The following is a 19,189-nucleotide window of genomic DNA, read 5'->3' as shown; positions in this document are numbered from 1 at the left end:
CAGCCTGTGGATGGAAACCCGGCCATCCACAGGCGAGATTCCGTCAGGCCGCGTTGACCCGCTGCACCGCCTCGGTGAACACCTGATCGAGCACCACGGTGTCCGGCTTTCCGTCGCCGAAGGACATGTAGGTCGCCGACACCCGCACGTCGTCGATCTGCGCGACCAGCGTGAGCATCGACTGGGTCACCTTCCCCGGGCCCTGGCCCGAGGTCACGGTCTGTCGCATCGCGAGGGTCCGGTCCGCGTTCAGCGGCGGCGGCGGCAGGATCTCGGTCCGCACGACCGCCTCGGCGCCGTCCTTGGTGGTGGTCACCTCGAGGCACCGTTCGATCTCCCCGATGCGCTTGTCGAGGGGGGAATCCGACCGCATCAGTTCCACCGAGATGGTGGACCTGTTCGCGTTGTCGGTGCCGACGATCATCGCGGTGGCATCCGGGCCGTAGTCCTGGGTGGGCGGCTTGCACCCGGGCGGGTCGACCTTGGCGCCGGGCGGGATCCCGTCCAGGTCCGCCGCCGCCTGTGACACCGCATGGGGCGGCAGCACGATCGCCTGATAGGGCGCGGGGAAGTCCTCGGGGGTCAGCAACATCGACTCCAGGCTCGCCTCCACCCGGCCGCTCTCACCGGACCCATCGGTGGCGGCGGCGGACGAGGGGCCCGACGCGGACGCCGGGCCCGCCATGCCGTCCACCGTGGACGAACACCCGGCGACGCTCAGGCACGCGCCGACGGCAAGGCCCGCGAACAGGATGCGGCGCTTCAACGGAAAGTCCTCCAGTACTCGCGGGAAAGGGCCCCACCACTGTGCCACCTCCGCCTCCCCCACCGACGCAGGCTGGCTGCGGTGTCGCCCCGCGGTGGTTCGCTGTCAGCACAATCGCCTGTTCCGGGAATGAATGTGACGTCGCGGCACGTTTTCTCGATATCGGGTGTGGGAGCTCACCACCGGGTGGGGGACACTGATGGTGAACGAATCGCGAAGGGATCACTGATGGACGATCAGTCGAGGATGTACGAGCTGGAGTTCCCGGCACCCCAGGTGTCCGCGGGCGACGGCCGGGGGCCGGTGCTGGTGCATGGTCTCGAGGGATTCTCCGACGCGGGGCACGCGGTGAAGATCGCCACCACCCACCTGCGCGAGAGCCTGGAGACCGAACTGGTCGCGTCGTTCTCGGTGGACGAGCTGATCGACTACCGGTCTCGGCGCCCCACGATGACCTTCAAGTCGGACCACTTCTCGGACTACGACGAGCCCGAGCTCAACCTGTATGCGCTGCGCGACACCGCGGGGACGCCGTTTCTGCTGCTCGCGGGCCTGGAGCCGGATCTGAAGTGGGAGCGCTTCACCACCGCGGTGCGATTGCTCGCCGAGCAGCTCGGCGTGCGGCGCACGATCTCCCTGGGCGCGATCCCGATGGCGATTCCGCACACCCGCCCGCTCGGGGTGACCGCGCACTCGACGAACAAGGACCTGATCGGCGAGAACCAGAGCTGGTCCGGGGAGCTGCAGATCCCGGGCAGCGCCTCCGCACTGCTGGAGCTGCGGATGGCCCAGCACGGCCACGAGTCGATGGGCTACTCGGTGCACGTGCCGCACTACCTGGCGCAGACGGACTACCCGGCGGCGGCAGAGACGCTGCTGGAGAACCTCGGCGAGATCGCGGACCTGGAGTTGCCGCTCGCCGCACTCGGTGAGGCGGCCGCCCGCGTCCGCGAGCAAGTCGACGCGCAGATCACCGGCAACGACGAGGTCCAGTCCGTCGTGGCGGCGCTGGAGCGCCAGTACGACACCTTCGTGGCGGCACAGGAACGGCAGTCCACCCTGCTCGCCGGGGAGGCCGACCTGCCCAGCGGTGACGAACTCGGCGCGGAGTTCGAGAAATTCCTCGCCGAACAGGCAGGACTGGACGAGAAAACCGACCGAGACGAGCCTGATCTGTGACTCGGTTCCACAGTTACCCGGCGGGCCGACCCCACGAACTATACGATCGCCCAAGTCAATGACGTAGGGGTCGGCGCAGCCGGCGGCAGGAGGCGACATGAGTGCACGCAAGGGCCGCACGTTGCGGACCGTTCCGGACACCGAACCACGCCTCGTCTTCCGGACCGTCCACGGGTACCGGCGGGCATTCCGCATGGCGGGCGAGGGTCCGCCGCTGCTGCTGATCCACGGCATCGGTGACAACTCGTCCACCTGGAACGAGGTCATCCCGCACCTCGCCGAGCACTTCACGGTGATCGCACCCGACCTGCTCGGTCACGGCCGTTCGGACAAGCCCCGGGCCGACTACTCCATCGCGGCCTACGCGAACGGGATGCGTGACCTGCTGACGGTGCTCGGCTACGACCGCGTCACGATCATCGGCCATTCGCTCGGCGGCGGGGTCGCGCTGCAGTTCGCCTACCAGTTCCCGCACATGGTCGAGCGGCTGGTGGTGGTCGCCAGCGGAGGCGTGACCAAGGACGTCAACCCCGCGCTGCGTTTCGCCTCGCTGCCGATCGCGAACCAGTCGCTGCGCCTGCTGCAGATCCCCGGCACCATCTCCGCGCTCAACGTGCTCGGCAAGATCGCCGACCAGCTCTACCGTGGTCCGTTCAAGTCGGTCAGGGTCTTTCACGACGCCCCCGACCTGGTACGGGTGCTCAGCGACCTGCCCGACCCCACCGCGCGGGAGGCCTTCCTGCGCACCCTGCGCGCGGCCGTGGACTGGCGTGGCCAGGCGATCACCATGCTGGACCGGTGTTACCTGACCGCAGACCTGCCCGTGCAGATCATCTGGGGCGATGTCGACTCGGTGATCCCCGTCAGCCACGCCCACCTCGCGCACGCCGCGATGCCGGGCTCACGCCTGGAGATCTTCCGCGGCAGCGGCCATTTCCCGTACCACGACGACCCGATGCGGTTCCTGCAGGTCGTCGAGGACTTCATCGCGAACACCGCGCCGCTGGAGTTCGACCCGGCCCGCTGGCGCCAGATGCTCATCGACGGCGTGGGCGAAGCGCAGATCACCGGCACCGATTCCACCCGCGAGGCCGTGTTGGAGGCGATGGGCTCGGACGAGCGCAGCGCGACCTGACTTCGCGCAGGCCGTAACCTGGGTCGGTGCTGCTCTCCGACCTGGTCCCCTCGAGTCCCGATGCCGACTCGCTCTTCGACGCCTTCTCCGGGTGGACGGCCGAACAGGGCTTGACCCTGTACCCGGCGCAGGAGGAGTCGCTGATCGAGGTGGTCTCGGGTGCGAACGTCATCCTCTCGACCCCGACGGGGTCCGGCAAGTCGATGGTGGCGATCGGTGCGCATTTCGCGGCGCTCGCCGAGGGCAGGCGAACCTACTACACCGCGCCGATCAAGGCGTTGGTCAGCGAGAAGTTCTTCGCCCTCTGCGAGGTGTTCGGCGCCGAGAACGTGGGCATGATGACCGGCGACGCCTCGGTCAACTCCGGTGCGCCGATCATCTGCGCGACAGCGGAGATCGTGGCGAACCTGGCGCTGCGGCAGGGCGCCGACTCGGACATCGGCCAGGTGGTGATGGACGAGTTCCACTACTACTCCGAGCCGGACCGCGGGTGGGCCTGGCAGGTCCCGCTGATCGAACTCCCCCAGGCCCAGTTCCTGCTGATGTCCGCGACGCTCGGCGATGTGACCTTCTTCCGGGAGGACCTGACCCGCAGGACCGGGCGACCGACGACCGTGGTCGGGGGCACCGAGCGCCCGGTGCCGCTGTCCTTCTCGTACGCGCGCACCCCCATCGGCGAGACGATCGAGGAGCTCGCCACCACCAACCAGGCTCCCGTCTACGTGGTGCATTTCACCCAGGCCGCGGCGCTCGAACGGGCGCAGGCGCTGACCAGCGTCAACATGAGCACCCGGGAGGAGAAGGACGCGATCGCGGAGGCGATCGGGAGCTTCCGGTTCAGCACCGGCTTCGGAAAGACCTTGTCCCGCTTGGTGCGCCACGGTATCGGCGTGCATCACGCGGGCATGCTGCCCAAGTACCGCCGCCTCATCGAGAAGCTGGCGCAGGACGGCCTGCTCAAGGTCATCTGCGGAACCGACACCCTCGGCGTGGGCATCAACGTGCCGATCCGGACGGTGTTGCTGACCGGCCTGACCAAGTACGACGGCACCCGGACCCGGCACCTGCGGGCCCGCGAGTTCCACCAGATCGCCGGCCGAGCCGGCCGGGCCGGCTACGACACCATGGGCACCGTGGTCGTGCAGGCGCCGGAGTACGAGATCGAGAACCATCGCCTGGTCACCAAGGCGGGCGATGATCCGAAGAAGCTCAAGAAGATTCAGCGCAAGAAGCCGCCGGAGGGATTCGTGTCCTGGGGCGAGCCGACCTTCGAGCGTCTCGTCTCCGCCTCCCCCGAACAGCTCGCCTCCCGGTTCCGGGTCTCGAACTCGATGCTGCTCAACGTGATCGCCCGCCCCGGAAACTGCTTCGACGCGATGCGTCACCTCCTCGAGGACAGCCACGAGACCCGTCCGCAGCAGCGCAAGCACATCCTCCGGGCGATCGCGCTGTACCGGGGGCTGCTCCAGGCCGGCATCGTCGAACAACTCGACGCCCCGGACCCGGACGGGTCGTGGGCCCGGCTGACGGTGGACCTGCAGCGCGATTTCGCGCTCAACCAGCCGCTGTCGCCGTTCGCGCTGGCGGCGATCGAGCTGCTCGACCAGGAGTCGGTGACGTACGCGCTCGACGTGGTGTCGGTGATCGAGTCCACCCTGGACGACCCCCGCCAGATCCTGATGGGCCAGCAGCACCACGCCCGTGGCGAGGCGGTCGCGCAGATGAAGGCCGACGGCATCGAGTACGACGAGCGGATGGAGCTGCTCGAGGAGATCACCTGGCCGAAACCGTTGGAGGAACTGCTCTTTCCTGCTTTCGAGACGTACCGCGGCGGGCACCCCTGGGTGTCCGAGTTCGCCCTGTCCCCCAAGTCGGTGGTGCGGGACATGGTGGAGAACGTCATGACCTTCGCCGAGTTGGTCAGCCACTACGGGCTGGCCCGCTCCGAGGGCCTGGTGCTGCGTTACCTGGCCGACGCCTATCGGGCACTGCGGCAGACCGTGCCCGACGCGGCCCGCACCGAGGAGCTCGAGGACATCACCGAATGGCTGGGCGAGCTGATCCGGCAGGTCGATTCGTCGCTGTTGGACGAGTGGGAACAGCTCACCAACCCGGGCGTGGAATCCGACGATCAGCAGATCGCGTTCGGCGCCGACATCCCGCGGCCGGTCTCCGCGAACACCAGGGCATTCAAGGTGATGGTCCGCAACGCCATGTTCAAGCGGATCGAGCTGGCCTCGCGCCGGCGCTGGGACGCGCTGGCCGAGCTCGGTGACGGGCTCGAGTCGCAGGACTGGTCGGAGCTGATGGAGCTCTACTTCGACGAGTACGACGAGATCGGCACCGGCCCCGACGCCCGCGGCCCGCAACTGTTCTCGGTGCAGATCGAGCCGGAGCTGTGGCGGGTGCGCCAGACCATCGCCGACCCGCAGGGCGATCACGGCTGGGCCCTGGTCGGCGAGGTGAACCTCGCGGAGTCCGATGCGGCAGGCGAGGTGGTGTTCGACGAGTTCGAGGTGATCGAGGGGTGAGCGGGATCCTGCTGCGGGGGGCGCGGCCGGCGCCGGGCGAGACGCCGGTCGACCTGGTGGTCACCGGCGACCGGGTCGGCGGCGACGGCTCCGGCCCGACCGATGTCGTGGACCTCGGCGGACGGCTGGTGCTTCCGGGGTTGTGGGACGCGCACGTGCACCTCGACCAGTGGGCGCTCTCGCGCGCCGCGCTGGATCTGTCGGCGGCCACCTCGGCCGCGCACGCCGTTCGATTGGTCGCGGCACACCTGCCGTCGGCCGACACCGAGGTCGTCGTCGCGCACGGGTTTCGCGACGGACTGTGGCCGGACTCCCCCACCGCCGCGTTGCTGGACGCGGCCGCCGCGGACCGCCCGATCGTCGCGCTGAGCGGCGACCTGCACAGCGGCTGGTTCAACACCGCTGCGCTGCGACGCTTCTCGCTGGCGCCACACCCCACGGGCCTGCTCACCGAGACCGAGTTCATGCCGATCATGAACGACGTGCAGCACGTCGATCCGGCGGTGCTGGACCGGCGCATCGATCAGGCCGTGCGGGCCGCGGCCGCGCGCGGGGTGGTCGGGGTGACGGACTTCGAGATCGCCGACAACCGCGCGGTGTGGGCGCGGCGGATCGCGGCGGGCACCGACCGGCTGCGGGTGCGGTGTGGCATCTGGCCGCGATGGCTCGACCATGCGATCGCGGACGGGGTCCGCACCGGGGACGCGGTGCCGGGCACCGGCGGGCTCGCCACGGTGGGTCCGCTGAAGGTGATCGTGGACGGATCGCTCGGCACCCGGACCGCGTACTGCCACGAGCCGTATCCGGGCGGCGGGCACGGCGTGCTGTCGGTGCCGCCGCACGAGCTGCTCGGTCTGATGTCGCGGGCCACCGGCGGCGGGCTCGAGTGCGCGATCCACGCGATCGGCGACCACGCCTGCGAGCACGTGCTCGACGCGTTCGCCGCCGCGGGGGCGCGGGGGTCCGTCGAACACGCGCAACTCGTGGCGCGGAACGACTTTCCGCGGTTCGCCGAGCTGGGGGTGACCGCCAGCATCCAGCCGGCACACGTGCACGACGACGCGGACCTGGCCGAGCGCTACTGGCCCGGCCGGACCGGCCGGGCCTTCCCGTACGGCACCCTGCTGTCGTCGGGGGCCACCCTGGCGTTGGGGTCGGACGCGCCGGTGGCGCCGCTGGACCCCTGGTCAACCCTCGCCGCGGCGGTGGACCGCACCCTGCCGGACGGTCGGGTGTGGCACCGCGAGCACGAGCTGCCCTGGGAGGTGGCCCTCGCCGCGTCCACCGGTGGGCGCACCCGAGTCACGATCGGCGACCTCGCGGACCTGGTGGTGCTGGACACCGACGAGCTTCCGTCCACCGGCGCCGGTCTCGCCGCGATGCCCGTGTGGGGCACGATGGTCGGCGGCCGGTGGACGTACGGACCGCCGGCCTAGTCCTCGTTCGGGTGGTGGATCGGCTTCGCGAACCGCGGCTTCCGATTCGACTGTTCCCGCTTCGTCGCCTGCTGCTCGCGGATCCGCTTCTCCTCCTTGCGCACCTCGACCAGGTTCGCGCGCTCGGCCTGCAGCCAGTCCGGCTGATCGGCGAGCAGCGCGTCGATCTGCGCGGTGGTCAGCGCCTCCGTGATGCCGCCGCGGGCCAGGCCGGCGATGGAGACGCCGAGCTTGTCGGCGACCACGGACTTCGGGTGCGGGCCGTCGGCCCGGAGGTCGACCAGCCACTGGGGCGGGTTGGTGCGCAGTTCGGCGAGATCCTCACGCGAGACGGTGCCCTCCTGGAACGCGGCGGGGGTGGCCTCGAGGTAGACGTCCAGCTTCTTCGCCGCGGTGGCCGGCTTCATCGTCTGGGGTGTCTTCTGTGCACTCATGCGATCAGGATATCGGCCGGTACCCTGACCGAATGACCGAGCCGACCTCCGCCCCGACCTTCCGGCTCGCGTATGTGCCCGGCGTCACGCCGACCAAGTGGGTCCGGATCTGGCGCGAGCGCCTCCCCGACGTCCCGCTCGAACTGGTCGCCGCGACCGCGGCCGACGCCCCGACCCTGTTGCGCACCGGCGCCGTCGACGCCGCCCTGGTCCGGCTTCCGGTCGATCGGGACGGGCTCAGTGTCATCGCGCTGTACGAGGAGACGCCCGTGGTGGTGGTGCCCAAGGACCACGTGATCACCGCCGCCGACGAGGTGTCCACCCGCGACCTCTCCGACGAGACCGTGCTGCACCCGCACGACGACACTCTCGAATGGTCCGCCCGCCCGGGCACCGCCGCGCTGCACCGCCCCGACACCACGGCCGACGCGATCGAACTGGTCGCCGCCGGGATCGGGGTGCTGGTGGTGCCGCAGTCCCTGGCCCGGCTGCACCATCGCAAGGACCTCACCTACCGGACCGTCACCGACGCCCCCGCCTCACCGGTCGCCCTCGCCTGGCCGACGTCGGCGACCACCGACCTGGTGGAGGAGTTCGTCGGGATCGTCCGCGGCCGCAGCGCCAACTCGTCCCGTGGCCGCGGCGCGGCGGAGCCGGCCCCCAAGCGCACCGCCTCCCAGAAGGCCGCCGCCAAACGCGCGGCGCGCGCCGAGGCGGGAAAGACCCCGACCCCCCGGAACACCAAGCGCCACAGGCGCTGACGCGCCTGTGCGCGGTTGCCGAGTCCTGACACTCGTCAACCGCGCACGGGCGGCGCAGCCGCCTACACCTCGAGGATCATCGCGATGCCCTGGCCGCCGCCGCCGCAGAGGGCCGCCGCGCCCTTGCCGCCGCCGCGCGCCTTGAGCGAATGCGCCAGGGACAGAGCGATCCTCGCGCCGGACATGCCGACCGGGTGCCCGACGGCGATCGCACCGCCGTGGATGTTGACCTTGTCCGCGTCGACGCCGAGCTGACGCACCGACGCGATCGCGACACCGGCGAACGCCTCGTTGATCTCGAGCAGGTCCAGGTCCGCGATCGTGGTCTCGCCGTCGCGCTTGAGCGCCGCCTCGATCGCGTTCGCCGGCTGGTGCAGGAGCGAGGTGTCGGGGCCGGCGACGAGGGCGTGCGAGCGGATCTCCGCGAGCCACTCGATGCCGCGCTCGATCGCCAGCTCCTTGCGCATCACGACGACGGCGGCCGCGCCGTCGGAGAGCTGGGACGAGGCGCCGGCGGTGATGGTGCCGTCCTTCGCGAACGCCGGACGCAGCTTGCCGAGGGAGTCCACGGTGGTCTCCGCGCGGATGCCCTCGTCGTCGGCGACGGTGACGGTGCCCTTGCGGGAGGCGATCTCGACCGGCGCGATCTCGGCGGCGAACGCGCCGTCGGCGGTCGCCGCGGCCGCGAGCCGGTGCGAGCGGGCGGCGAACTCGTCCTGCTCGGCGCGGGTGATGTTCTCGCCCGCCTGGTAGCTCTCGGTGGACGCACCCATCGAGATGCCGTCGAACGCACAGGTCAGCGCGTCGCGGTCCAGGGCGTCCTCGAAGCCGGTCGAGCCGTACTTCAGGCCCGTCCGCGCGCCACGCACCAGGTAGGGCGCGTTGGTCATCGACTCCATGCCACCCGCGACCACGACGTCGGCCGCGCCGGTCGCGATCAGCCGGTCGGCCTGCATGATCGCCTCCAGGCCGGACAGGCAGAGGTTGTTGACGGTGGTTGCCGGCACGGTCATCGGCAGTCCCGCCGCGACCGCCGCCTGGCGGGCCGGGTTCGGGCCGACGCCGGCCTGCACGACGGTGCCCATCACGACCGCGTCGACGCCGTCGAGGCCGATCCCGCTGCGTTCGACGGCGGCCGCGATGGCCCGCCCGCCGAGGTCCGCCGCCGTCAGCGAGGCCAATGCCCCCGAGAGCTTGCCGATCGGGGTCCGCGCCCCCGCCACGATGACACTGGTGCTCACGCTGATCTCTCCTTCTCCGCTGTCTTGCCGTCGCGCGCCGTATCGCCGACCGCGCCTGAGGATCCTCCCACTCGTGGCCGTCGCCGGCTCGTCGAGGGCACACCGTGCGATCGGACCCGGGCGTCATGTCCGAGTGACTTCGTCCAGTTGACCAAGGTCCGACACCGAGCGGCGGCAGGACCGGCGCGCTACCCGCTGATCCGATACCGGATCAGCCGCGAACTGTTCGCCACCACGGCCACGGAGGACGCGTTGTGCATGATCGCCGCGAGCACCGGCGACAACGCACCGCCGGCCCCGACCAGCAGCCCGAGCGCGTTCACCGCGATGGACATCGAGTAGTTCTGCCGGATCACCCGGACCGCGTGCGCGCCGAGGTCGCGAACCTCGAGCAGCCGGGTCAGGTCGTCGCCGGCCAGGGCGACGTCGGCGGTCTCGACGGCGACGTCGGTACCCGCCAACCCCATCGCGATGCCGATGTCCGCGGCGGCGAGGGCGGGCGCGTCATTGGTTCCATCGCCCACCATCGCCACCACGTGCCCGGATTCGCGCAGCGCCCGCACCGTGTCGAGCTTGTCCTCGGGCAGCACCTCGGCGCGCCACTCCGCGATCCCCAACTCCTCGGCGACGGCGGCGGCCGTCTCCGGGTGGTCGCCGGTCAGCAGGATCACCCGCCGGGCGCCGGTTGCCCGCAGGCGGTCCAGGACCGGCCGGGCCTCGGGCCGCAGCTCGTCGCGCAGGCTGATCAGGCCGACCAGACTGCCGTCGACGGCCAGCAGCAGCGGAGTCTCCGCCCGGCGACGCAACCGGCCCACCCAGTCGGCCGCACGTTTCGAGACCCGCACGTCCTCCGATTCCAGCAGCGACACGCTGCCGAGCAGCAACGTGCGGCCGTCCGCCCAGGTGCGCATGCCCAGTCCGACGAGCACCTCGCACTCCTCGTGCGGTGGGATCTCGATGTGTCGTTCCGCCGTCGATCGCAACACGGCCGCGGCGAGCGGATGCCGCGAGTGGATCTCGGAACTCGCGGCATAGGCCAGCACCTGCTCGGGCCGCCAGTCCCTCGCGAGCGCGACGATATTGGTCACCACGGGCCTGCCGCCGGTCAGGGTTCCCGTCTTGTCGAAGACGAACGCGTCCACCCGGCCGGCGTCCTCGAGGTGCGAGCCGCCCTTGATGAGGATCCCCCGCCGGGCGCCGTTGCCGATGGCCGCGCTGATCGCCGTCGGCGTCGCGAGCCCGACCGCGCACGGGCAGGCGACCAGCAGCATGGTCATCGCCCGGCGGACGTCCCGCGTCGCCGCCAGGGTCAGCGCGGAGAGCACGAAGGAGGCGGGGACGAACCGGCGCGAGAAGGTCTCCCCCACCGTCTGGATCGCGGCCCGGTCCTCCTGCGCCTCCTCCACGCGCGTGATGATGCGGCCGATGGTGGTGTCATCACCGACCGCGTCCGCCCGCACCACCAGCCTGCCGCGCATCACCACCGACCCGGCGTGGACCCTCGCCCCCGCGACGATGCTCGCGGGCAGCGTCTCCCCCGTGATCGCGGACCGATCGACGACGGCCTCCCCCTCGATCACGGTTCCGTCGACCGCGAGCGCGACGTGCTCGTGCGCGATCACCTCGTCACCGACCTCCAGGGTGTCGATGCCGACCTGGATCTCGGAGCCGTCGGCGCTCCGAACCCAGGCGGTGTCCTGGGTGCCCTTGAGCAGGTCGGAGATGGCACGGCGCGTGCGACGCAGGGTCAGGTCCTGGAGGTACTCACCGATGTTCAGCAGCCACAGCACGGTGAGCGCGACGACGTTCTCGCGCAGTACGAGGCTGGCGACGGTCGCGGCCGACACCAGTGCGTCGGTTCCCGGCGCCCTGCTGCCCCGCAGCGAACGCAGGGCCCCGCGCAGGAACGGATAGCCGGTGAACACGGTCGCCCCGGTGGCCACGGCGCGACCGGTGGGCCCGAGGATCGCGGGCCGGGCGAGTGCGTACCGACGGATCCCGAGCAGGAGCAACGCCACCCCGCCGACCGCCATCCGCACCACGTCGGCGTTGCCGATGTCGGCCGAGGTGGGTGCCCGATCCGGCACCAGTTCCGCGGGGAGGAGCGTGCTGTCGCGAATGGCGGCGGCGAACCCGGACCTGTCGGCGGTGCGCGGTGAGTACCAGATGACGATCGAGGCGGTGCGCGGGTACGCGTGCACGGCCCGTACCCCGGTCAGGGCGCCGACGGCATCCTCGACCGCCACCGCCCGCACCCTGCTGCCCCGCAGCCACGGCGCATGCATCCGCACCCGGCCGCCCGCGTCGGAGATGACGGTGAGGTCTCCGCCGTGCGCCGAAACCTGATGCGGGACCACCGGTTCCGCGGACATCGCTGCCTAGTGTTCGTGCCCGTGTCCGGCGCCCGCGACTCCCGGTGGGGGCACCTCTTCGCCGATCCGCTCGCGCGCTTCGGCCATCACGTCGGCCATCTTCAGTCGGGCGGACTCCGCCCCCTCCTCGGCCTTGCGCGCACCGCGCAGGCTCCACTCCGTGGCCGTCACGGCGGCCTCCCGCAACGGCGCCCGCGCGACGATTCGCCGCGCCCCGTTGTAGGCGGCGACGCCGACGGCCCCGGTGACCACGGTCGATGCGGCCTTGATGATCAATCCGTGCAGAGGCATCGTGGTTCCTCCTGCTGGTGCGGCGTGCCTCCATTGTGACGCACCGCCGCGCGATCGCGGAGCCCTATTCGGAACCCGCTCCCAGCGTCACGGCCACCCCCGGCGCCACCGACCGCACCACGTCGGCAAGCTTGCGGTAGCCCTCGGCGCGACCGCTGGAGGAGCGGAAGACCAGGCCGATCGTCCGGCCCGGCGCCGGGTCCGCGAACCGTGCGGTGGCGAGGCCACCGCGACGGGTCTCCACCGGCACCGCCGAATCCGGCACCAGGGTCACCCCGAGTCCACCCGCGACGCACTGCACCACGGTCGCGAGCGAGGTCGCCCGGGTGTCCCCCGACGACGGGTGTGCGTCCACCGACCGGCACAGGTCCAATGTCTGGTCGCGCAGGCAGTGTCCCTCGTCGAGCAACAGCAGCGGCAGGTCGTCGAGCACCTGCAGAGACAGGTCCGCCCGCCCGGCGAGTTCGTGCTCACCCGGCACCACCAACACGAAATCCTCTGTGTAGAGCGGGATCTCCACCAGCCCGGTCGCATCCGACGGTAACGCCAGCACCGCGACGTCCAGCACGCCCGCGCGCAGCGAATCGAGCAACCGCGCGGTCTGGTCCTCGATCACCTGCGGCACGACGGCGGGCAGCTCGGCGCGCATCGCCGGCAGCAGGGCCGGCAGCACGTACGGCGCGACGGTCGGGATCAGCCCCATGCGCAGCGGCCCGCCGAGCCGGTCCCCCACACCAGCCGCGGTGGCGACGAACCCGTCCGCGGCCTCGAGAATCATCTTCGCCTGTGTCAGCAGCTGGGTGCCCGCGTCGGTCACCAGCACGCGCCGGGTGCTGCGCTCGATCAACTGCACCCCGAGACCGTTCTCCAGCGCCGCCAGCGCCTGCGACAACGTGGGCTGGCTCACATTCAATCGCGCTGCCGCGGTACCGAAGTGCCGATACTCCGCGACCGCGACGAAGGCACGCAGCTGCGACAGTGTGGGTTGATATGCCTGATCAGCCATGACTATCAGTGTAGCGCCATCTATCGCCTATTCCTCTTGAAGATTTCGGGCGCCATGCGGCTGTACCCGCCACACCCCGAAGGTCTCTTTCGCGCGTTCTACCCGCACAAAGGGGCACCTTCGCTCGTTGCCGGCGGTATCGTTTAACGATGAGTATCGAGGTTGACGTCGTCAGGGTATTCACCGACGCGAACGGCCACCACGGCAACGCATTGGGCATCGTGGACGCGGCCGCCGTACCCGAGGAGCGCAGGCAGGGTCTGGCCGCCGAACTCGGGTTCAGCGAGACAGTTTTCGTCGAACTCCCCGTCCCCGGCTCCACGAGCGCCCGGGCGCGGATCTTCACCCCGACCACCGAGCTGCCCTTCGCCGGGCACCCGACCGTCGGCCTCTCCTGGTGGCTCCGCGAACGCGGCGCGACCGTCGGCACCCTCGAGGTCCCGGCGGGCCCGGTCACGACGTACGTCGACCGCGGGATGACCTGGGTGCGCGCGAAACCCGACTGGGCACCCGAGTTCACCCTGCACCCGAAGCCGGACTCAGCCGCGGTGGTCTCGACCCGGGCCGACTCGTTCGATACCGGACACCACTACGTCTGGGCCTGGGCGGGCGAGGGCGCGATCAGGTCCCGAATGTTCGCCCCACTCATGGGGATACCGGAGGACGAGGCCACCGGCGCCGCGGCCGTCCGGATCAGCGAGCACCTGCGTCGCAGCCTGCACATCACCCAGGGCCGCGGCTCGCATATCTTCACCCTCTACTCGCACGACGGCTGGGTGGACGTCGGCGGACGCGTGCACCAGGACCGGATGCTGAACCTCTAGCGAGGGAGCGCCCTGTCGACCGCCGCCTCGATGAGTTCCTCGATCTCGCTCTCGGACAATAGGTCGGGCAGCGTCAACTGGTCGACGATCAGCCAGTTCAGCGCGAGATAGAGCAGCCGGACCGTGGTGGCGTCGCCCGGCATGCCCGCCTGCAGGTGGTTGCTGACGTTGAAGTCGAGGTCCGCCCGGATCCGTTCGGTCAGCACCGCGCGCAACTCCGGCCGCCGGGTCGCCTCGAGCCTGAGTTCGAGCAGGGCGAGGAAGCCGGTGCGGAACTCGGTGATCCGGCCGACGACCTCGCGCATCAACTCGACCAGCCGATCACGGTCGCGCGGACCCCCGAGGCTCTGCGCCAACGACTCGTCATCGGGGGTCAGCCGCTCGTAGAACCGGCCACCCGCCTGCGCCAACAGGTCGTCACGGTTGGCGAAGTAGTTCGACGCCGTACCCGGCGGCACCCCCGCCCGCGAATCGACGGCCCGGAAGGTGAGCCCGCGCGCACCCAGTTCTGCCAGGACCTCGATCGCGGCGTCGACCAACGCCGCTCGTCTCTCCGGATTGCTCCGCACTTGACACCACTCCATCTGTAGTACTACGTTCAGACCACTTCAAATAGAGTACTACGGACGGAGCGGTACATATGCGAAAGCTTGTCTACTACGTGGGCATCTCGCTCGACGGTTACATCGCCGGTCCCGGCGGCGAATGGGACTTCATGCTCTCGGACGAGATGATGGCCTGGATCACCGAGCGGTACCCGGACACCGTGCCCTCTCACGTCCGCCCGCACGTCGGTCTCGAGGGCGCCGCCAACCGGGCGTTCGGAGCGGTGGTGATGGGCCGCGGGACCTATCAGCCCGGACTCGACGCCGGCGTCACCAGCCCCTACGCCCACCTGCGCCAGTACGTGGTCTCGACCACGCTCGGCGAGATCGCCGACCCGGCGGTCGAACTGGTCACCGGCGACCCGCTCGGCCTAGTCCGTGAGCTCAAGGCCCAGGAGGGAATGGACGTCTGGCTCGCGGGCGGCGGAAAGCTGGCGGGCACCCTGCTCCCCGAGATCGACGAGCTCGTCATCAAGCGCTACCCCGTGATCGCGGGATCCGGCATCCCGGCGTTCGACGGTCCGTTCCTGCCGACGCAGTTCACCCCGACCCGCACCGAGTCCCTCGACAACGGCGCCTCGATCACCTGGTTCTCCCGGACCCCGGCGGCCTGACCCGGCACGCGGGCCGGTCCCCGTCAGCCCTTCGGCGACCGGCCCGCCGCGAGATCGGCCTCGCTGAGCAGCACCTCGATCTCCCCGCCCAGCGACACCCCGGGAGCGAGCGGCAGCCGGTCGCCGCTCCAGAACCGGCCCGGGTCATACCAATTCGTCTTCCGCCGCTCGGTGAGCAGGGCCATCGACTCGTAGGTCTGGGCGACCACCTCGGCGCAGTACGCGCTCTCGAGGCCGGCCGATGCGTCCGCGGAATCCCGCGCCGAACGGCGCCTCAGCGACGGCAGCCGGCCACCGAACCAGCGCGTGACCAGCTTCGCCGTGGACGGGAAGGGCGTCCCGTCGAGCCGGGCGATGGTGCGCATCAGCGCGTCCTCCTGCTCGCGGGTCACCGGCTCCTCGAGCTGGCGCAGCCAGCCGCGCTGACCGTACTTGGCGCCCCACACCTGCACGGCCTGCCGCAGGTCGTGCAGCTGCACCCCGCGCTGAAAGCGCCCGGTCCACATGTCCTGCAGGGAATGTCCGAGTTCCGCGTGCCACATCAGCGGCGGCATGTCGTCGAGAACCACCGACATCCCGACATGATTCACCGGACTGTTGGTCAGCGTCTGGATCGCTCGATCGGCGCCTGAGTGACCGCGGAAGATCCAGATGTCCCCGGTCCGGGTGGCATCCACGGCCTCGTCGAGGCTCACCTGCGATTCGTGCATCCGGCGACTCATGCACCTAGCCTAAGGCGATGGGAATGGACGGCAGACAAGTGTGGAAGCTCCTCGGCCTCGCGGGCGTTGTCGGGGTCGCTGCCACGGGCGCACTCGCCGCACGCGCCGAACGCAAGCGCCGCGCCTACACCCCCGATGAGGTCCGGTCCCAGCTGCACGCCCGCTTCGCGCAGGCCACCGCCGCCGCCGACCTCCCCCGGGTGGAACTCATCGAGGTGAAACCCACTCTGCGCGAACGCGTGTCGGGCCTGTTTCGGCGTGGACGTCGAACCGGAGCGAACTGACATGGCCGCCTTCCCGGTTCGTGCACCTCAGGACTCCGCCGCGGTCTGGGAGAGGGCGGACTTCCCCGACAGCTCGTCGTGGACGGTGCTCCTCTCGCCGGCAGAGCGCTCGGAGATCGTCGACGCGGCGAAGGCGGACGGGGCCGATCCGTCGCGCCTGTTCCCCACCCTCCGATCCCGCTGCGAGCAGTGGGCACACACACTGAACGCGGGGTGCGGTTTCCTGCTGCTGCGCGGGTTTCCGCGGGACGAACTCAGCGCGGACGAGATCGAGCGGGCCTATCTGGCGCTGGGCTCGATGCTCGGGGAACCGGTGAGTCAGGACCGCGACGGCGCCGTACTCGCCCACATTCGTGACGAACGGATCGAGCGGACCGATCCCACGATCCGGCTCTACCGGACCAGGGAACGCCAGGATTTCCACACCGACGGTTCCGACCTGGTCGCGCTGCTGTGCCTGGCCAAGGCGGTCACCGGAGGCGAGAGTTGGATCGCCAGCTCGGCGGCGATCTACAACGAGGTGCTGCGGCGGCGACCTGACCTCCTCGAGGTCCTGTACTCCCCCATGCCGTGGGACCGCAACGGCGAGGAGACCCCCGGCGACCCCCCGTACTTCGAACTCGCCCCGCTCAACGACATCGGCGGGGTGCCCCGACTGTTCTACATCAGCTGGTACATCCGCGACTCCCAACGGCACCCGCAGGCCCCGCGCCTGACGACGGAGCAACACGAGGCCCTCGAACTCATCGAGACGATCGCCAACGAGCCCCGCTTCCACGTCGAGATGGTCTTCGAACCTGGCGACGTCCAGATCCTCAACAACGGGCGCATCCTGCACGCCCGCAACGCCTACGAGGACCACCCCGACCTCGACAGGCGCCGGCACCTGCTGCGACTGTGGCTGTCGGCGGCGAGCGCCCACAGTGTCGCGGAACCACTGCGGACGGGAATCCCGCCGCGCTGACCTGCTTCCCGAAACGGGGGCTCAGCCGAGCGCTTTGAGGACCCCCGCCGCCATCTCGGCGACCTCGTCGTCGGTCATCACGAACGCCGGCGAGAACTGCATGGCGCCGACCCCCGCCGCGCGACCCGAGATGCCGTGCTCGCGAAGGGTCTTGACGAACGGCAGTGCCTCGGCGGGATCCGCGAGCTGCACGGCCGCGACCGCGCCGAGACCGCTGCGTACCTCCGACACCCGGGGGTGCTCGGCGAGCGGGGACAGGTACTCGTGCAGCGAGCGCTCCAGCCGAGCGGACTCCGCCAGCAGATTCTCCCGCTCGAGGATGTCGAGGTTGGCCAGCGCAGCGGCGGCCGCGCCGGCGTGCCCGCCGTAGGTGTAGCCGTGCCGCCACCACACGCCGCCGGCGAAGAACGGCTCGGCGACCCGCGGTGCGATGAACACCGCGCCCATCGGGACGTAGCCGGAGGTCAGTCCCTTCGCCGTGGTCACCATGTCCGGCTGCAGGTCGAAACGCGTCGCGGCGAACCAGGAGCCGCCGATCCGGCCGAATCCGGTGACGACCTCGTCGAGCACGAACAGGATGTCGTGGTCGCGGCAGATCTGGCGCACCTCGGCGAGGTAGCCCTCGGGCGGCAGGTAGATGCCGCCCGCACCGATGATCGGTTCGCAGAAGAAGGCCGCGATGGCCTCGGCGCCCTCCCGTTCGATGAGTTCGAGCAGGCTCTTGCCGTTGTCCCACTCCACCGTCCTGGCGTCCGGCATCAGCTCGCCGTAGCCTTCCCGGTTCACCGGGATGCCTGCCAGCGCGGTGCCCGCCACGTGCATGCCGTGGTAGGCCTTCTGCCGGCCGACCACGATCCGCTTGTTCGGCTTCCCCATCTCGTGCCAGTACCGGCGGGCGAGCTTGGCCGCGGTGTCGACGGAGTCCGATCCGCCCGAGGTGAAGAAGATCTTGCTGCCCGGGACCGGCGCGATCTCGGCCAGGCGCTCGGCGAGTGCGATCGTCGTCTCGGGCGCGAAGTCGCCGAAGTTGGAGAAATGCGCGATCGACCTGAGCTGCCTGGCGACCGCATCCGCGATCTCGGCGCGACCGTGTCCGACGTTGGTGAACCACAGGCCCGCCGTGGCATCGAGGTAGCGGTTGCCCTTGTCGTCCCAGATGTACGCGCCCTCACCGCGGCTGACGACGAACGGACCACCGTCGCTCACCGCGCCCATGTCCGCGAATCCGTGCCACAGTGCCTGGGTGTTCGTCACGCCAACTCCTCGCTCTCGCCGGTGGCGATCTCGTCCGCCGTCAACCGACGCTCGGTTCCACCGTATCGCCAGCGCTGGGCGAGCCTGCCCGCGGCGTTGACCGCGAACGACATCAGCACCATGGCCAGCAGCAGCACCACCAGCCCGATGGACATCTGCAGATAGCCCTGCGTGCGCGGGTCGATGAACGGATACGGGTACCAGTCGACGAACGGGCCGCGGATCAGCGTGTAGACCCCGTAGACGGCCGGGAACCACAGCCAGGTCATCGACTGTCGGTCGGTGATCCGCATCCGCGGCGGGTTGATCACCCAGTCCAGCAGGATCACCAGCGGCAGATAGCGGTGCATGATGTCGTTGATCCACTTGTCGTTCAGCGTCACGTCGATGTTCGACAGCAGAACCGCGTAGATGATGCCGGTGATGACCAGGTACAGCGTGCCTGCACCCCGGACCAGCTGCCACGCCCGCGACTGCGGGTCCGCGATCGCGCCGACCAGCAGCACGACCACGCCCAGCACGTTGCTCAGCACCGTGAAGTAGCTGAAGTAGTTCGACGTCGAGAACTCGGCCACGTCGATGTTGCGCAGCGGGATCCAGGCCAACGCGACGATGCCGATCACCGCGAAGACCAAGCGCAGCGCACGGAAGACCGGGTTCGTGTGTGGGAGGACCGATGCCTCCGATGTGAGGGTCACCCGCAGATGTTCGCACAGGGCAACGGCGGGCAGCGGTATTTGACTGGCGGCCCTTCGATAGGCTGGTCCGAG

General features: G+C 70.2%; 19 protein-coding genes. 9 read left to right on the top strand and 10 right to left on the bottom strand.

What is annotated here, in order from left to right; translation table 11 throughout:
* Window positions 1–43: 43 nt before the first annotated feature.
* Window positions 44–685 (bottom strand): DUF5642 family protein, encoded by a 642-nt coding sequence (locus ACFQS9_RS19725; RefSeq protein WP_378408283.1) that lies wholly within the window; start codon window positions 683–685, stop codon window positions 44–46.
* Window positions 686–994: 309 nt separating this feature from the next.
* Between ACFQS9_RS19725 and ACFQS9_RS19720 the strand changes: the two genes are divergently transcribed.
* The 4 genes from ACFQS9_RS19720 (at window position 995) to ACFQS9_RS19705 (ending at window position 7,047) form a co-directional block, all read left to right on the top strand.
* Window positions 995–1,945, top strand: a complete 951-nt coding sequence (locus ACFQS9_RS19720; RefSeq protein ID WP_378407768.1) for a proteasome assembly chaperone family protein — start codon at window positions 995–997, stop codon at window positions 1,943–1,945.
* A 97-nt stretch (window positions 1,946–2,042) separates the two neighbouring features.
* A complete protein-coding gene (locus tag ACFQS9_RS19715) occupies window positions 2,043–3,080 on the top strand; it encodes an alpha/beta fold hydrolase (protein ID WP_378407766.1) in 1,038 nt (345 codons plus the stop codon).
* Between the two features lie 26 nt (window positions 3,081–3,106).
* The gene (locus ACFQS9_RS19710) at window positions 3,107–5,611 is read left to right on the top strand and encodes a DEAD/DEAH box helicase (protein ID WP_378407764.1); all 2,505 of its coding nucleotides are present in this window, start codon (window positions 3,107–3,109) and stop codon (window positions 5,609–5,611) included.
* The gene (locus ACFQS9_RS19705; RefSeq protein WP_378407762.1) at window positions 5,608–7,047 is read left to right on the top strand and encodes an amidohydrolase; all 1,440 of its coding nucleotides are present in this window, start codon (window positions 5,608–5,610) and stop codon (window positions 7,045–7,047) included. Before ACFQS9_RS19710 ends, ACFQS9_RS19705 begins: the two co-directional genes overlap by 4 nt.
* Here the strand turns inward: ACFQS9_RS19705 and ACFQS9_RS19700 are convergent.
* The gene (locus ACFQS9_RS19700) at window positions 7,044–7,481 is read right to left on the bottom strand and encodes a DUF5997 family protein (protein WP_378407760.1); all 438 of its coding nucleotides are present in this window, start codon (window positions 7,479–7,481) and stop codon (window positions 7,044–7,046) included. The two genes, ACFQS9_RS19705 and ACFQS9_RS19700, sit on opposite strands and share 4 nt — an antisense overlap.
* 32 nt (window positions 7,482–7,513) lie before the next feature.
* Here ACFQS9_RS19700 and ACFQS9_RS19695 point away from each other — a divergent pair, with 32 nt between their 5' ends.
* Window positions 7,514–8,242, top strand: coding sequence for a LysR family substrate-binding domain-containing protein (locus ACFQS9_RS19695; RefSeq protein WP_378407758.1), 729 nt, complete (start codon window positions 7,514–7,516; stop codon window positions 8,240–8,242).
* Between the two features lie 62 nt (window positions 8,243–8,304).
* On the opposite strand, the gene ACFQS9_RS19690 is transcribed toward ACFQS9_RS19695, so the two are convergent.
* The 4 genes from ACFQS9_RS19690 to ACFQS9_RS19675 form a co-directional block, all read right to left on the bottom strand.
* A complete protein-coding gene (locus tag ACFQS9_RS19690; RefSeq protein WP_378407756.1) occupies window positions 8,305–9,483 on the bottom strand; it encodes an acetyl-CoA C-acyltransferase in 1,179 nt (392 codons plus the stop codon).
* A gap of 188 nt (window positions 9,484–9,671) precedes the next feature.
* On the bottom strand, window positions 9,672–11,855 hold the full coding sequence (locus ACFQS9_RS19685; protein WP_378407754.1) for a heavy metal translocating P-type ATPase: 2,184 nt from the start codon (window positions 11,853–11,855) through the stop codon (window positions 9,672–9,674).
* Between the two features lie 6 nt (window positions 11,856–11,861).
* Window positions 11,862–12,146: a DUF1490 family protein gene (locus ACFQS9_RS19680; RefSeq protein WP_378407753.1), complete on the bottom strand. Its 285-nt coding sequence runs from the start codon at window positions 12,144–12,146 to the stop codon at window positions 11,862–11,864.
* Between the two features lie 64 nt (window positions 12,147–12,210).
* Window positions 12,211–13,152 (bottom strand): LysR substrate-binding domain-containing protein, encoded by a 942-nt coding sequence (locus ACFQS9_RS19675; protein WP_378407751.1) that lies wholly within the window; start codon window positions 13,150–13,152, stop codon window positions 12,211–12,213.
* A gap of 149 nt (window positions 13,153–13,301) precedes the next feature.
* Between ACFQS9_RS19675 and ACFQS9_RS19670 the strand changes: the two genes are divergently transcribed.
* Entirely contained in the window at window positions 13,302–13,976 is a 675-nt protein-coding gene (locus tag ACFQS9_RS19670; RefSeq protein WP_378407749.1) for a PhzF family phenazine biosynthesis protein, read from the top strand.
* Here ACFQS9_RS19670 and ACFQS9_RS19665 read toward each other — a convergent pair.
* Complete coding sequence (locus ACFQS9_RS19665) at window positions 13,973–14,545, bottom strand: TetR/AcrR family transcriptional regulator (protein ID WP_378407747.1); 573 nt, start codon at window positions 14,543–14,545, stop codon at window positions 13,973–13,975. The two genes, ACFQS9_RS19670 and ACFQS9_RS19665, sit on opposite strands and share 4 nt — an antisense overlap.
* A gap of 71 nt (window positions 14,546–14,616) precedes the next feature.
* Here ACFQS9_RS19665 and ACFQS9_RS19660 point away from each other — a divergent pair, with 71 nt between their 5' ends.
* Window positions 14,617–15,195 (top strand): dihydrofolate reductase family protein, encoded by a 579-nt coding sequence (locus tag ACFQS9_RS19660; protein WP_378407745.1) that lies wholly within the window; start codon window positions 14,617–14,619, stop codon window positions 15,193–15,195.
* 23 nt (window positions 15,196–15,218) lie between these two features.
* On the opposite strand, the gene ACFQS9_RS19655 is transcribed toward ACFQS9_RS19660, so the two are convergent.
* Window positions 15,219–15,917 carry a hypothetical protein gene (locus tag ACFQS9_RS19655; RefSeq protein ID WP_378407743.1) on the bottom strand — a complete coding sequence of 233 codons (699 nt, stop codon included), beginning with the start codon at window positions 15,915–15,917 and terminating at the stop codon, window positions 15,219–15,221.
* 23 nt (window positions 15,918–15,940) lie between these two features.
* Here ACFQS9_RS19655 and ACFQS9_RS19650 point away from each other — a divergent pair, with 23 nt between their 5' ends.
* Entirely contained in the window at window positions 15,941–16,201 is a 261-nt protein-coding gene (locus ACFQS9_RS19650) for a hypothetical protein (RefSeq protein ID WP_378407742.1), read from the top strand.
* A 1-nt stretch (window position 16,202) separates the two neighbouring features.
* Window positions 16,203–17,165: a TauD/TfdA family dioxygenase gene (locus ACFQS9_RS19645; RefSeq protein WP_378407740.1), complete on the top strand. Its 963-nt coding sequence runs from the start codon at window positions 16,203–16,205 to the stop codon at window positions 17,163–17,165.
* A 21-nt stretch (window positions 17,166–17,186) separates the two neighbouring features.
* Here the strand turns inward: ACFQS9_RS19645 and ACFQS9_RS19640 are convergent, their stop codons facing one another.
* On the bottom strand, window positions 17,187–18,380 hold the full coding sequence (locus ACFQS9_RS19640; RefSeq protein WP_378408281.1) for an aminotransferase family protein: 1,194 nt from the start codon (window positions 18,378–18,380) through the stop codon (window positions 17,187–17,189).
* A gap of 35 nt (window positions 18,381–18,415) precedes the next feature.
* On the bottom strand, window positions 18,416–19,117 hold the full coding sequence (locus ACFQS9_RS19635; protein ID WP_378407738.1) for a Pr6Pr family membrane protein: 702 nt from the start codon (window positions 19,115–19,117) through the stop codon (window positions 18,416–18,418).
* Window positions 19,118–19,189 lie beyond the last annotated feature (72 nt).

Origin of the sequence: Rhodococcus daqingensis (genome assembly GCF_042665615.1) — a bacterium.
Classification (GTDB): domain Bacteria; phylum Actinomycetota; class Actinomycetes; order Mycobacteriales; family Mycobacteriaceae; genus Rhodococcus_G; species Rhodococcus_G daqingensis.
Note: the sequence above shows the minus strand (reverse complement) of the source record. Positions and strands in the feature narration are given on the sequence as shown.

Excerpts from the sequence above, each read along its gene's own strand:
- ACFQS9_RS19715 (WP_378407766.1), top strand. The coding sequence starts at position 2,043 with ATGAGTGCACGCAAGGGCCGCACGTTGCGGACCGTTCCGGACACCGAA.
- ACFQS9_RS19685 (WP_378407754.1), bottom strand. The coding sequence starts at position 11,855 with ATGTCCGCGGAACCGGTGGTCCCGCATCAGGTTTCGGCGCACGGCGGA.
- ACFQS9_RS19670 (WP_378407749.1), top strand. The coding sequence starts at position 13,302 with ATGAGTATCGAGGTTGACGTCGTCAGGGTATTCACCGACGCGAACGGC.
- ACFQS9_RS19645 (WP_378407740.1), top strand. The coding sequence starts at position 16,203 with ATGGCCGCCTTCCCGGTTCGTGCACCTCAGGACTCCGCCGCGGTCTGG.
- ACFQS9_RS19640 (WP_378408281.1), bottom strand. The coding sequence starts at position 18,380 with ATGGGCGCGGTGAGCGACGGTGGTCCGTTCGTCGTCAGCCGCGGTGAG.
- ACFQS9_RS19655 (WP_378407743.1), bottom strand. The coding sequence starts at position 15,917 with ATGAGTCGCCGGATGCACGAATCGCAGGTGAGCCTCGACGAGGCCGTG.
- ACFQS9_RS19720 (WP_378407768.1), top strand. The coding sequence starts at position 995 with ATGGACGATCAGTCGAGGATGTACGAGCTGGAGTTCCCGGCACCCCAG.
- ACFQS9_RS19725 (WP_378408283.1), bottom strand. The coding sequence starts at position 685 with ATGGCGGGCCCGGCGTCCGCGTCGGGCCCCTCGTCCGCCGCCGCCACC.
- ACFQS9_RS19680 (WP_378407753.1), bottom strand. The coding sequence starts at position 12,146 with ATGCCTCTGCACGGATTGATCATCAAGGCCGCATCGACCGTGGTCACC.
- ACFQS9_RS19695 (WP_378407758.1), top strand. The coding sequence starts at position 7,514 with ATGACCGAGCCGACCTCCGCCCCGACCTTCCGGCTCGCGTATGTGCCC.
- ACFQS9_RS19700 (WP_378407760.1), bottom strand. The coding sequence starts at position 7,481 with ATGAGTGCACAGAAGACACCCCAGACGATGAAGCCGGCCACCGCGGCG.
- ACFQS9_RS19650 (WP_378407742.1), top strand. The coding sequence starts at position 15,941 with ATGGACGGCAGACAAGTGTGGAAGCTCCTCGGCCTCGCGGGCGTTGTC.
- ACFQS9_RS19660 (WP_378407745.1), top strand. The coding sequence starts at position 14,617 with ATGCGAAAGCTTGTCTACTACGTGGGCATCTCGCTCGACGGTTACATC.
- ACFQS9_RS19675 (WP_378407751.1), bottom strand. The coding sequence starts at position 13,152 with ATGGCTGATCAGGCATATCAACCCACACTGTCGCAGCTGCGTGCCTTC.